Origin of the sequence: Maribacter aestuarii (genome assembly GCF_027474845.2) — a bacterium.
Taxonomy (GTDB): domain Bacteria; phylum Bacteroidota; class Bacteroidia; order Flavobacteriales; family Flavobacteriaceae; genus Maribacter; species Maribacter aestuarii.
The window spans coordinates 455,761-469,994 of record NZ_CP107031.2 but is presented as its reverse complement, the minus strand read 5'-3'; the positions used below and the strand labels follow the sequence as shown (position 1 = coordinate 469,994).

The window sequence follows — 14,234 nt, the reverse complement described above, 5'->3', positions numbered from 1 at the left end:
GTTATTTTAATTTGTTGTATCTGGAACCATTACTTTGTTCAAAACGTGTATCACACCATTATTGGCTTGTACATCTACAGCTATGATTCCGATATCATCTGTACCTGAACCATCGGTTACATCAGCAATGTTATCTCCTGTACCTGGCAGTGTAATTATAATATCGTCACCCTCAAGCGTACTAACAGTAGTAGTCCCGTCTGGAGTCAAATCCGTTGAATTAAAATTGGCTCCCGAAACCACGTGATGCAGTAAAATCTGTGTTAATACACTTTCTTCGGGAATTGCGCTCAATGCTGCAAAAGCATCGTTTGTGGGTGCAAAAACGGTAAAATCAGGGTTTATACCGTCATCGTTATCTTCAGTTCGAGAAAGAATACCTGCAAAATCCGTTGTTGGTGTCAACTCCGTTAGCGCACTAACAAGTGTTGAGAATGTTCCCGCATCGGCCACTGCGAAAGTAACTACGGTTGGTAAGTCTATAACGGTATCCACTGCATGAATAATTCCGTTAGTCGCAACTACGTCTGCAACGGCTACTGTACTTATTCCATTTAGAACAACTCCATTATCCGTATTTACATACATACTTAAATTATTGGCGTCCGCCTTGGTTGCTTCAGTAGTTAGATATCCATTTTCTAATCCTGTAGATAAGGCAGCTGTTCCCTTAATTACATGATTGGCAAGGATTGTATTTAAATCATTATCACTTGCAAAACTTTCGAACGCACTGTTAACAGGAGCAAATACGGTGAACGTTTCCGTTGCATCTGAAAGCAAGTCGGTAAATGTCGTATTACCACCGCTAGTTAAGGCGCCAACCAAAGAAGTTAAATTAGAATTTGCTACGGCATGATCTACAATGTTCGGTAAATCAATAACATCATCTACAATATGCACTACTCCATTGAAAGCTTTGTTATCGGCACCGGTAACTGCTGCGTCTGCATTGATAAGCACACCGTCATTCGTATTAATATACATACTCAAATTAGCTCCATCCGGTCCGGCAGTGGAAAGTGAGGATTGATAACCTGTTGTCAAATCTGCAGCCAACAAACTACCGCTAACCACATGGTTCAATAATACTTGTGTCAATATGTCAACAGGAACATCCCCTAATGTAGCAAAATTATTTTCTTCCAAGAATGCTTCAAAGGCGTCGTTTGTAGGGGCAAAAACCGTGAACGGACCTGCACCAGCTAATACGTTTGGTAAATCTCCGTCTGCGGCTTGAAGTGCTGCTACTAAATTACTCAACGTTGGAGTGTTGATCGCTAAATCGGTAATGGAACTTAATAATACACCTTCCAAAGCATCTATAGCTGCTTGGGGTAAGAGAACTTTATCAATTAAATGAACAACTCCGTTAGCCGTAAGTACATCGGCAGTTGTAACGTTGGCACTTTCACCTGCTGCATCGGTAAATGATGCACCGCCTGTTAAGCTTACCGTTAACGTTTCTCCTTGGAGTGTTGTTATGGTTTGCCCTTCCGCTAAATCGCCGGAAGTTACGGCAGCTCCTCCTACCACATGATATATTAGTATGGTGGCTAACAAGTCCTGTAATTGTTCCGTATTAAAATCATCTAAAGAATCGAAACCATCCAATCTTGCCAAAAGATTGGCAAAGGCGTCATTAGTTGGTGCTAAAACTGTAAAGGTTGCCGACTCATCACTTAGTGCAGTAATCAAATTATTGTTAGAGCTTTCATCAGCTTTGGACAATGCTGCCACAAGGCTGCTTAATGAAGAGGTTGCCTGCGCCGTCTCTACAATGTTATCATCGTCTAAAATCGGTCCTGGAGAATCGTCGTCGTCACTACACCCTACCGCAAAAATCAAGAGAAATACGAATAGAGTTGTTTTGAAAATCGTTGGTAATGTTTTCATTTTAATTGTTTTTAGGAATATTGATAATTTGTTTAAATAATAAATAAGCAAAGCGAACAAAGTGTTCATTTCAGCAGTAAGTCAAGAACTATGTGTAATTACAGATATTGTAACGTATGCAATCCAAATAGACTCACACTGTAATATTATGAATAGATTTCTTTTGTTTAATATATTTTCTTAAAAGTTTAACAAAATTAGGAAGATTATAACTTTTATCGCTCATAGCGAATAGATGAATGGTATTTCATTCAAAATTTTTAAATGAAAAAAGCCGCTAAGAGCGGCTTTTTTTTGACAAATTCTGAAATATCTAGTTCGTCGTATCCGGGATCATTACTTTATTAATTACGTGTATGACCCCATTGGTAGCTTGAATATTGTTGAAGGCACCATCTACGCCGATGTCGTTATTTCCGGTAGCATCAGTAATGCTAATATTTCCGGCAACAATATTAAAAGTAAGATCATCGCCTTCCAGCGTCGTGTTGGTCTGACCGCTGTTAATGTCTGAAATACGTATATTTCCGCTGAGTGCGTGATGTGCTAGAACCGAAGTCAATAAATCTTCATCAATGTCGCTTAAGAAGTCCCAATCCTCGTTAGTTGCCAGTAAATCGTCAAATGCTTGGTTTAGCGGTGCAAAAATGGTGAAAGGACCGCTTTGGCCGTCTGCTAAAAAGGAAGGAATATCACTAACAGGTGAGATTAGATCCAATGCGGTTTCCAAATCTCCTAAATTCTCGTCTGTCGCAACAAATGTCTCAATGGTTGGCAAAGGAATTACCGCATCGACAATATGGATTATACCATTAGAAGCTACAATATCTCTTTCCTCAATAGATGAAATACCATTGAATATGATCTCGTCCGAAGCCCTAAAATAAAGTGCCAAATTGGTATTGGCAGCTGGCCCACTAGCACTTGTTTCTAAATAACTATTTCCCAAATTTATTAGCGGAGCTGTATCCAGTCTACCCTCAAGAACATGATTTAATAATAGTTGAGAGAGTACATCAACGGGAACGTCTTCCACACTTGCAAAACCAGCTAGGGAAAGGAAATTATCAAAGGCATCATTATTGGGAGCCAAAACAGTGTATGGCCCGGAACCTTCTAGAGTACCAGCAAGATTGGCCCGTTGTAGCGCGGTTACCAAAGTGGAAAGTTCAGGAGAAGCAATGGCTAAATCCACAATGTTACTATCAGGTACGGGAATGGTATCTGCATCATCATCTAGATTACAGGATAGCACCAGAAATAACAATGTGAGGATTAAATAGGGTGCTTTTTGTTCAAATACTTTTTTCATAATATTCTTTTTTTAGAATTTAAAGTTGGCAATTTTTTGTCCTTCAGTAGAAATATGTGTTTTATTTTAAGACAATTTTAGCATTGAGTGTCCTTTTCCATTAGAACACTATATTGTAATAAAGATGCAAAAAATAGGATTGGTTGCTTCCGTTTCACTACAATCTTAGCACTAAGGTGGTTTGTAATTTTGTACTTTTGTACCGACCAATATGGTGGTATGAAAAAAGTAGTTGTAGGACTTTCCGGGGGAGTAGATTCTAGCGTCGCCGCCTATCTTTTGAAGAAGGAAGGCTATGATGTTATTGGACTTTTCATGAAAAACTGGCACGACGATTCGGTGACCATTTCAGAAGAATGTCCGTGGTTGGAGGATAGCAACGACGCATTGATTGTAGCCGAGAAATTAGGCATCCCCTTTCAAACGGTAGATCTGAGTGTTGAGTACAAAGAGCGTATCGTAGATTATATGTTCCGGGAATACGAAATGGGGAGAACCCCAAATCCGGATGTGCTATGTAACCGCGAAATTAAGTTTGATGTATTTTTAAAGATTGCATTGGATTTAGGGGCCGATTATGTGGCTACAGGCCACTATTGCCGAAGGGGAATTATTGAAAACGACAATGGGAATAAAAGCTATCAATTGCTCGCCGGAAAGGATGGGAATAAAGATCAATCCTATTTTCTTTGTCAGTTATCCCAACAACAATTGGCTAAAACATTGTTTCCCATTGGGGAACTAACCAAACCTCAGGTTAGGGAAATAGCCTCGCAAATGAAATTGGTTACAGCCGATAAAAAAGATTCACAGGGATTATGCTTTATAGGTAAAGTACGTTTGCCGGAGTTTTTGCAACAGCAACTTCAACCTAAAAAAGGAAAAATTGTGGAAATACCGGCCACGGTCGAAAAATATAGTAGGGAAATACCATCGTTCAAGGATAAAAAATCGGAATTGGCTTTTTATTCCGAGAAGCCTTCCTATTCTATATCGGATGGGGTAGTGGTAGGGGAACACCAGGGTGCTCATTATTTTACAAAGGGACAACGCAAAGGGCTACACGTGGGTGGAACTAAGGAACCACTTTTTGTAATTGATACAGATGTGCAAGAAAATGTAATCTATACCGGACAAGGGAAATCCCATCCAGGTCTCTATCGTCGGACCTTGTTCGTTAAAAATGAGGAGGTACATTGGGTTAGACCGGACTTAGCACTGGAAATTGATGGTAAAATGGAGGTAAGTGCAAGAATAAGGTATCGCCAAAATTTACAGAAAGCTACCTTGTACAAAGTGGAATCCGGTATGTATGTCGATTTTGAGGAAGAGCAATCTGCTATTACCGAAGGTCAGTTCGTAGCCTGGTATCTAGAAGATGAGCTTACTGGCTCTGGTGTAATTAGCTAAACATACATGGGAAACAGAATCATGGAACTTTTTAATATTAAGTATCCTATCATCCAAGCTGGTATGGTTTGGGCTAGTGGTTGGAAATTGGCGGCTGCAGTTTCCAATGCCGGTGGATTGGGAATTATTGGTGCAGGAAGTATGTATCCCGATGTACTGCGTGAACATATTAAAAAGTGTAAAGCTGCAACCGATTTACCTTTCGGGGTGAATGTGCCGTTGCTATATCCCGAAATCGAGCAATTGATGGACATAATTGTCCAAGAGAACGTGAAAATCGTTTTTACTTCTGCCGGGAACCCGAAAACGTGGACATCCCATTTAAAGGAGAAAGGAATTTCTGTAGTACATGTGGTCAGTAGTGTAAAATTTGCTTTGAAAGCTCAGGATGCTGGGGTAGATGCCGTTGTTGCGGAGGGTTTTGAAGCTGGGGGTCATAATGGTCGTGATGAAACAACTACTATGGTATTGATACCCGCCGTTAGGGAAAAGGTGACCATACCCTTGATTGCCGCTGGTGGAATATCTTCTGGTAAAGCGATGTTGGCCGCAATGGTCCTAGGTGCCGATGCGGTACAAGTCGGTAGTCGTTTCGTGGCTAGTGAGGAAGCTTCATCACATAAGAATTTTAAACAATTAGTGGTTGACGCGAAGGAAGGTGACACCCACTTGACCTTAAAGGAACTGACTCCGGTCCGTCTGCTAAAGAACAAATTCTATCAGGAAGTTCAGGATGCTTACAATAAAGGCGCCTCCACAACCGAGTTAAAAGAATTGTTGGGGCGTGGAAGGGCCAAAAAAGGTATGTTCGAGGGTGATATGGAAGAGGGCGAACTTGAAATAGGACAAGTTTCTGCATTAATACATAAAATACTTCCCGCCTCAGAAATTGTGGTGGAAATGATGGATGAATTTGAAAAAGCAAAAGCCAAGGTGATGCTTTTGCCCTAGGTATCACTATTTTTTAAGGAGCTTAGATATTCCATCAAATCCCTTAATTCCCTTTTTGATATCATGCGGCCCATAGGTGGCATGGAGGAAACGGAATTTTCACGTTTGGCTATACGAGCTATGGGAACTTCCATGGGTTCGGCTTCCGCGGTCCTCAATAGTAGTTCTACATCATTCTCCTCAATTAAAACGCCATTAACTTTTTGGCCATCCTTCAAAGTAAGGGTGATGTTTCCGTAACCCGGCGCCAACCTTGCACTTGGCTCTATGAGCGATTCCAATATTTCCTCTCGCGTAAGAATATTGGCAATATTATCTAGAGGAGGTCCAACCTCACCCCCTGAGCCGCCAACGGCATGGCATCTTACACATTGGGCAGTAGGATTGTTGTTGAATACGCCACGGCCACTCCACCAGCTACCCCCATAGAGCGTTTCCAAATAGGCGTCCGTTGTATATCCTTCTTTTTTAAGTGCCGCTAAATCAGCAACTAATTTTTCATTCTCCGTCTTTTCAACGGCCTCCATTAAATCCAATATGACACCTTGGGAAAGTTGATTTTTGCTTGCTTTCTGAATAAGACTACTTAGAATTGCGTTACTGTCTTCTTCAGGCAAGTCTCCAAGAACGTCTAGCATGCGTTGTTGTTCTCCAATGGAACCATTTCTAAATATAGGCCCTACTATGGCAGGTAGTTTTTCTTTTGGTAGATCTATCTTGGCGAGTAGTCCAACGGCAGAGGTGCGTACTTCTTCATTGGAATCTTTCATTCCGTAAGCTATAGCAGATTCCATTTGTTCAAAATTAAGCGCACCAAGGGCATCAAGAACGGAGGCCCTTACTTTTGGAGACTTATGATTTTTTAAAATTCCATAAAGTTGTTCGTTATAAGCGTTCAATCCCATTGCCGCTAAGGTTTTGGATACTCCGATTAAAATCTCGGGATTTTCATTTTCCAAGAAGTAAGGGATATCCTTTTCAATTTTATCCTTCAATAAACTGTTATCCCTAATTATTTCACCCCGGTAACGACCATCTACCCTGTCCAGGACAGAAGGTTTATTCCAAGTTCCCAGGGTAGCCAAGGCTTCTCCCCTTAAAATGCTGGGAACGGACTCGCGCTTGGCAAAATTGATAAGCGACTTGAACTCATTTTCCGTCCCTACTCGCAACGCTGCGTTAATTGCCCTGCGCAGTAAAGGTTCGGAAGTAAACCGCTCTTCATTTAGTGTTGCTGCCAGTGCTGGAAGAGCCTCTTCAATGGACCAATCATCGTTAATTGCCCTTGCGGCTTCGGTTACGATGTATTCGTCTTCATCCGTTAAAAACTTGGCCACGTCCGGATGTTGTAGCCGTCTCAATACAAGAACTGCCGCTATGCGCAGCTGTTTGTCGTCACTATCAACAAGGTTTGATATTGTTTCGGTTTCGCCAATTCTGGACAACGCCAATACGCCTGCATGTCTTAAATATAAATCTTCACCCTTATTTTTAGCAATCATTTCCAATAAAGGGTCTACTGCCTCTTTGTATCCTATTCTACCTAAAGCTTGGGCAGCATAGAACATTACACGAGCGTTATCGTGGTTTAATAGAGTTACATATTGGGAAGCGGCATCAGTATATTTTACATCTCCTAAGACCTTTAGACTTTGAGCAACGATTTCTCCATCAGAATCATCTAATAATTGTACTAAAGGTTTTGCTTTGCTATTATCATCGGCGGCTATTTGCCCAATTCCCCAAATGGCATGGATGCGTGCAAACTGATTTTTTTCTTCTACTATGACCTTTTTTAAGGCTCTGTAACCCCAGAAGGTCCTTTTAGCTAGCTCAAACTGGGCTTTTTTGCGAATCCTCATATCGGGATAGCTCAACATGGCTATTAAATTGTCGGTACCATCACCTTCGTAATCGTGAACCATTAATTTTTTTGTTTCTTCACGCTGTTCCTGCAAATCGTTATGCTCGGAATCTACATCCAATTTCCAAACACGACCGTAGTTTTTAGACCCCCAACCATTCACCCAATCGGCCAAATACAGCGCGCCATCGGGGCCAAATTCTATACCAGTGGGCAGTACCCCGCTCAGCATATCTATATCGGTATTCAACTCGAAAGAGGCGCCTTTCTGTTTTAAATCGAACGACCATATGTGGGACCTGCTCGGGTCTCCTACAAATTCTACAAGAAAGAACCTGTCCAACCATTTTTGACCTAATGCCGTGCCCGGATTATAAGTCATTCCGGTGGGACCGTTATGAAAATTTGTAATTGGTGGAATGATATAGGCTGCCTGCCCATCCCACCTAGGCACATATAGTTTCTCGTCCATCCAAACATTGTATCCATTATTCATGGGGTCCGTATATTTCCCATATTGCCAATTGGAACGCCACCCAGCGTCCGAACCTTCCACAATATGAACCAGCCTTTCACTTTCTCCCTTATGGTCCCCATCATTGTCCGATGAAATGATGTTCCCGTAGGCATCAAAAACAAATTCATGCGTATTACGAAGTCCACGAGCAAACACTTCAAAATTAGTACCGTCCGGATTGCTTCTAACAATGACTCCCTGGTTGGGATATTTGTGATTTTCACCATCAACGGTAGTAATATTGGCCCCAATGTCTCCAGTACCCCAATAAATCTTACCGTCTGGGCCTTCTATTGCGCCGGACATTCCATGGCCTCCAAAACCTATGTGAACGGCAAAACCTGTTGCAATACTTTCCTTGTCATCCAAAACCAAATCATTATTAGAGTCTTTAAGACGGTACATATCCGGTCCTATACCCAAAAACATGTCTTCTTTTCGAACTAATAGAGCACCGGCAACGTCATTTACCTCGTCGTTAAAATCTTTCAGTATTTGGGTGGAGACATCTGCCATACCATCATCATTTTTATCCTCCAACATCCAGATTTCGTCTTTTTCCACAGCTAGGTCGCGCCAGTCGTGTATGGAATCATTGTTTAAATCCTTAAGCCAACTATTCTCCTTGCTCAGTTCGGGTGCAAAGGTTTTATGTAAAAAGGCCCTTCGTTCCTCAACGGACTGCAGTGCTATGGAGGCCGTCATCCAATCGCGATGTCCTCTAATATCAAATTCGGAATTTTTATTCCTATTGGACCTTGTTATATAAACTCTTCCATAATCGTCAATATCCATAGCAATGGGGTCGGGCGCTAAGGAATCCGTGGCCCATAAATTCAGCTCTAGTCCGTCTGCCACCAGGGGAGTTATACTTTCACGTGCAAGGGCAATTTTTTGGTCAATTATTGTAGAGTCCTCAACGACCACTAATGGGGTTTCCTTGGGTTTTTTGGTTTCACAACTTAATAGAATAGTTATAAGCCCAAGGATTAATAGTTTAGTATTATTGCTTTTCATAAATTGAGGATTGCTAGAATTGCATTAAATGTAATAAATATTAATAGGAATTTTTACTAAGAAGTAATTTGGACTTAATGGTACTATATATTCCAAGTATCGTCTTACTAGAGTAATCAATCGCTAAAACAATTAAGCCTATGAAAAATTCAATTTCCCTATTCGTATTTACAATATCATTATTCCTAATAACTAATCTAGCAAAAGGGCAAAACTTAGCTCTTCAGTTTGATGATTTAATTACGAAACAATACAAGCCCGAGGATCCAGGAATCACTGCTTTGGTTTACAAGAATGGCGAGACGCTCTATCGTAAGGCTTTCGGTATGGCCAATTTGGAACTGGGCGTAAAGATGACTCCTGAACATGTTTTTGAACTAGGGTCTATTACCAAACAATTTACGGCGGTTTCTATTCTAATGCTTATGGAGCAGGGTAAACTTTCGTTAGAGGATGAAATCACCAAATTTCTACCCGATTATCCAACCAATGGACAACGTATAACGGTGCATCACTTACTCAACCATACCTCTGGTATAAAGAGCTATACGAATATGGGTGATTTGATAAGCTTCGCCCGAATAGATAGGACTCCCATTGAGATTATCGATTATTTTAAGAACGCACCTATGGATTTCAATCCCGGTGAAAAATGGAACTATAACAACTCCGGTTATATCTTGTTGGGCTTTATCATAGAAAAGGTTTCCGGCCAGTCCTATGCGGATTTTATTCAGGAACATATTTATGAACCCTTGGGAATGAAAAACTCCTTTTATGGGAGCAAAACAAAATTGATTCCGAAAAGGGCAAGCGGTTACCAACCATCAGAAGAAGGGTTTAGAAATGCTGATTTTATCAGTATGACTTTGCCATATGCCGCCGGCTCCCTAATGTCCAACGTAGATGATATGTTACGCTGGCATAAGGCTATTCACAATAATGAATTGATAAAGGAATCAAGCAAAAAACTGGCCTTTACTAATACGTTCTTAAATAACGGGAAAAAAACCAATTACGGATATGGATGGCAGATAGATGAAATCCAAGACCTACCGAGTATAGAACACGGTGGAGGTATTTTTGGGTACGTTACACATGGCGTTTACGCACCTGATGAGAATGTCTATGTTATTTTATTAACGAATAGAAACGGTAGTTCTCCTCAAGAGATTGCGGTGAAGATGGCCGCTTTGGCCATGGGAAAACCTTATCCGGATGCCGAATCCGGTATTGCCCTCCCTAACGAAAAGCTGGAAAAATGGGTTGGGAATTATGAATTTGAGAATGAAGTGATAAGAAGTATAACGATGAAAGATGGTTTATTGTTTAGTAGAAGGGATGGAAGTGAAAATTTAAAATTGTTTCCAGTTTCCGAAAACCGATTTTATTTTGATAGGGGAACTGCTTTCTATGATTTTTCTATGAAGGAAGGGAAGAAAGAGGTGGTCTTTAATTCCAGAATCAACAAAGACATAGGCGTTGAAACGGATAAAATGCCAGTTACTGAAAAAAATGAGATTGCAGTGGATGCTTCCCAACTCGAAGAATACGTAGGAGTTTATGAACTCAGTTCTCAATTTAAGATCACTGTAACGGTGAATGATGGAAAGATATATGGCCAGGCCACAGGACAGCCTCAATTTGAAATGTTTGCGGAGTCCAAGGATACCTTCTTTTTAAAAGTAGTGGCTGCTCAGATAATATTCAGTAGGGACGATGATGGGGCAGTGACTGCACTAACCCTTAACCAAGGAGGACAGTCCCTAAAGGGAATTAAGAGTTAATAATTTTGGGCTAACCCCTTTTTTAAACTTGTATTATATTTGATAAAATGCAAAATTTCATGAAGAACACAATACAAATTTTTGGTACACTTTTTTGTTTAATTATTGGTTTGGCCTCTGGCGCCCTCACGGCCCAAGAAACAGATGCACTAGAAGGAAGGTGGAACCTAACTATTTCCCAGGAGGGCAAAGAGTTACCGTCTTGGTTAGAAGTAAGCCATTCGGGGAACAATACCTTAATTGGACGGTTTACCTATGCTTTTGGTAGCGCCCGTCCTATTTCCGAAGTAAAAAAGTACGGGGATGTATTTTATTTTTCCATCCCCCCACAATGGGAACCAGGTGCCGCTAATATGGAATTCGAAGGAAAGATGGTCGGGGATGAGCTAAAGGGGACTATGGTCTATACCGATGGTAAAACCTATAGTTGGACCGGTTCCAGATCTCCGGACTTGCCTTATGTAGAAAATCCGAAATGGGGAAAAACGATTCAGCTTTTCAATGGAAAGAATTTGGAGGGTTGGAAAGTAGAAGGTGAAAACCAATGGAAAGTTGTGGATGGGATTTTGACGAGCTCCGAAGCAGGAGCCAACTTGATTTCAGAAAAAGAGTTTACCAATTTTAAATTACATACCGAATTTCGTTACCCAAAGGGCAGTAACAGCGGTCTTTATTTAAGAGGACGATATGAAATCCAAATAGCCGATAATGCTGGTTTGGAACCTTCCTCCATTTATTTTGGAGGTATTTATGGACTGCTGTCCCCTAATGAAATGGTGGCCAAAGAAGCAGGAGAGTGGCAAACTTATGATATCGTTTTAATCGGTAGAAGGTTGACTGTCGTTGCCAATGGTAAGACTATAATCGCGGAACAGAATATTCCGGGTATGACAGGAGGTGCTTTGGATAATAATGAGGCGGCACCTGGTCCTATCATGATACAGGGAGATCACGGGCCAATTGAGTTCCGAAAGCTGGAACTGACCCCAATGGAATAATACACTGAAAAAGGCCCTTAATTCAGGGCCTTTTTTTATCCTATTGGGCCTCCTCAATTTTGGCCACAATTACTTTAGCCTTAGGCAATTCGTTGTTGTTCACGTAAATATCAACATTATTCAGCATGGACGAAGCAAAGCCAGCCAAACGGGCAGATTCCCCCTCGTTCTTAATAATGGGAATTATTCCAATATCCTTTAGTTCCGACTCTATTCTTTTTCCTAACAGTGCGTTTCCACTAAATACTTTACTATATTCCGTTTCCATTTTTTCTAGTTTAATGCTGCATTCATTTCCTCTAAGAAAATATTGAATTCCTTGAAGGTATTTCTAAGTACGGCGATTTGCTCCTGAGCTTCTTTCCAATTTTTTTCCTCTACCGCTTCACGAACCCCGGGAAGCGTCTTAACGCCATATCCCGTGTAAAATCCAGGTGCATAAATCTGATGTTTGTACCAAGGCCTTCTGGGCAACCCCTCCTCTGAGGTAAGTACATGCTCCGCAAGCATCAATTTTTTGTTCAAGGCAATGCGCGCTTCCTTGCTAAGCTTTGTCTTATCCGCCTTGGAAAAGTTGTCAATGGTCTGCTGTAGTGCTGTCAATTCGTTTTGAAGTGATGAGAAATCCAAATAGGGAACAGTTGACTTTTTATTTGGTTTTTTAAATGGTTTTTTAGGGTCAGAAGCCAATTCAAAAAGATTCTTCTCTACCATGGAATTATGTTTTTCAACATCTTTCCTCATTTTTTCCAAATCTTTCATTATCTCATCAAGATAACCTGAAACGGTGGAATGCCATTGTTTAAAATCAAAGGGAAGTACATCCGCGTTAGCCAAGCGTAAGGTTATTCGGCCGGCGGTATTTGCCAAAGCGATCCCATAAGCAAATTCTGGGTCCTTAAATCTTTTGTAATGGGGATAGGTGTCGTATATCGTATGGTATTCCCCACCTGCATTTTCGCCGCCATACCCAAGGTTCAAAGAAGGGATGCCGGCATGCTGGATAAAAGGAGTATAATCAGAACCTGAGCCAAGGGCATAGAGCTCAAACTTATCTTCTCCACCGTTGACCATTTCCGCCGCCAACCGGCGTTCCTTAACAGAGACCCCAGTCTGTGGATCTTTTACAGCTCCTGCAACTTCACTTACCATGGCTTGGAGCGAGTGGGATCCACCAGCACCCAAAAATCCACGACCATTTCCATCGGTATTAATATAGGCTACCACTTTTTGTTGCAGCTCTTTTTTATGGTCCTCTACCCATTCTGTTGATCCAATCAGTCCTTCTTCTTCCGCATCCCAGGCACAATAAACTAAAGTTCGTTTCGGTTTTTGACCTTTTTTAGCAAGTTCACCGATTACCCTGGCTTCCTCCATTAAGGCAACCATGCCGCTTACGGGGTCGTTAGCTCCATGTACCCAAGCATCATGGTGGTTACCTCGCATGACCCACTGGTCCGGGAATTCTGTCCCTTTCATTGTAGCGATTACATTATGCGCCGGAACCAGTTTCCAATCGAACTTAAGTTTCAAATGGACCTTGGCCGGTCCTGGGCCAATATGATAGGTAATAGGTAAGCCTCCGAACCATGATGATGGGGCAACAGGTCCTTCTAGAGCTTCCAATAAGGGCTGTGCATCTTCGTAGGATATGGGAAGTACAGGAATTTTTGTAATCGTGGGAGCATCTTTTCTGTCCAAGCGTTCGGCATTCGGTGTAGCCGCATAACCTGGAGTCAAGACATCGCCGGGATAGGTAGGCATATCCATAACCGACCCCCTTTGCACGCCCGTTTTATTCTTGAACGCTCCTTTGGGGTACACATCACCGCGGCCGTACCCATCATCTTGAGGGTCTGAATATATGATACAACCAATGGCACCTTTTTCAGCGGCTAATTTTGGTTTTATTCCCCGCCACGAACCTTGGTACTTAGCAATTACAATTTTACCCTTAACGCTAATACCCAATTTTTCAAGTTCTTCATAGTCCTTAGGAATACCGTAGTTTACGAAAACCAGCTCCGCTTCTACATCACCATCCGTAGAGAATGCGTTGTAACTGGGCAATAGGGCATCACCCTGAGCGGTATAGGGGTCACCTTCTACCGGCACCGCTGTTAATTTGGCCGTATATTTTGTGGGCGCCGTTAGTTCCAGTACCCTCTCCGTTGGATAGGGGAATAATATTTGGTATGTTTCTATTTTGGCATCATAGCCCCAAGACTTGAATTGTTGCTGTATCCATTTCGCATTTTCTTCACCGTATTTTGTGCCCACCCAATGCGGTTCCGCTGCCAAGCGTTGCATCCATTTATCCAAATTGTTGGCATCTAGCTTACTTTCAAAAGTTGATTCCAGTTGAATTTGTTCCTTAGCATTTTCAGAACTGAAGCCTATAATGGAGGTTTGCGCGTTTATTGAAATTAAAAATAGGGTAAAGAATAGGGTGAAAATGTTCCGTAACATATAATCATAATTT

At 41.5% G+C, this 14,234-nt stretch carries 9 protein-coding genes; 4 read left to right on the top strand and 5 right to left on the bottom strand.

Translation table 11 applies throughout. The features are described 5' to 3' along the window. Positions 1-6: 6 nt before the first annotated feature. Both N8A89_RS02030 and N8A89_RS02025 read right to left on the bottom strand, forming a co-directional pair. Positions 7-1,896 (bottom strand): fasciclin domain-containing protein, encoded by a 1,890-nt coding sequence (locus N8A89_RS02030; RefSeq protein ID WP_281540758.1) that lies wholly within the window; start codon positions 1,894-1,896, stop codon positions 7-9. Positions 1,897-2,209: 313 nt separating this feature from the next. Continuing rightward, positions 2,210-3,208, bottom strand: a complete 999-nt coding sequence (locus N8A89_RS02025; RefSeq protein ID WP_281540757.1) for a fasciclin domain-containing protein — start codon at positions 3,206-3,208, stop codon at positions 2,210-2,212. A gap of 219 nt (positions 3,209-3,427) precedes the next feature. Here N8A89_RS02025 and mnmA point away from each other — a divergent pair, with 219 nt between their 5' ends. Further along, on the top strand, positions 3,428-4,618 hold the full coding sequence (mnmA, locus tag N8A89_RS02020) for a tRNA 2-thiouridine(34) synthase MnmA (RefSeq protein ID WP_289644836.1): 1,191 nt from the start codon (positions 3,428-3,430) through the stop codon (positions 4,616-4,618). Between the two features lie 6 nt (positions 4,619-4,624). Further along, positions 4,625-5,569: an NAD(P)H-dependent flavin oxidoreductase gene (locus tag N8A89_RS02015; protein WP_281540756.1), complete on the top strand. Its 945-nt coding sequence runs from the start codon at positions 4,625-4,627 to the stop codon at positions 5,567-5,569. On the opposite strand, the gene N8A89_RS02010 is transcribed toward N8A89_RS02015, so the two are convergent. Further along, on the bottom strand, positions 5,566-8,967 hold the full coding sequence (locus N8A89_RS02010; RefSeq protein WP_281540755.1) for a HEAT repeat domain-containing protein: 3,402 nt from the start codon (positions 8,965-8,967) through the stop codon (positions 5,566-5,568). The two genes, N8A89_RS02015 and N8A89_RS02010, sit on opposite strands and share 4 nt — an antisense overlap. 140 nt (positions 8,968-9,107) lie before the next feature. Between N8A89_RS02010 and N8A89_RS02005 the strand changes: the two genes are divergently transcribed. Both N8A89_RS02005 and N8A89_RS02000 read left to right on the top strand, forming a co-directional pair. After that, positions 9,108-10,754: a serine hydrolase gene (locus N8A89_RS02005; RefSeq protein WP_281540754.1), complete on the top strand. Its 1,647-nt coding sequence runs from the start codon at positions 9,108-9,110 to the stop codon at positions 10,752-10,754. Positions 10,755-10,813: 59 nt separating this feature from the next. After that, on the top strand, positions 10,814-11,752 hold the full coding sequence (locus tag N8A89_RS02000) for a 3-keto-disaccharide hydrolase (protein WP_281540753.1): 939 nt from the start codon (positions 10,814-10,816) through the stop codon (positions 11,750-11,752). A gap of 40 nt (positions 11,753-11,792) precedes the next feature. On the opposite strand, the gene N8A89_RS01995 is transcribed toward N8A89_RS02000, so the two are convergent. Beyond that, a complete protein-coding gene (locus N8A89_RS01995) occupies positions 11,793-12,020 on the bottom strand; it encodes a putative signal transducing protein (RefSeq protein WP_281540752.1) in 228 nt (75 codons plus the stop codon). Between the two features lie 5 nt (positions 12,021-12,025). Beyond that, complete coding sequence (locus tag N8A89_RS01990; protein WP_281540751.1) at positions 12,026-14,221, bottom strand: M28 family metallopeptidase; 2,196 nt, start codon at positions 14,219-14,221, stop codon at positions 12,026-12,028. Between the last annotated feature and the right edge of the window lie 13 nt (positions 14,222-14,234).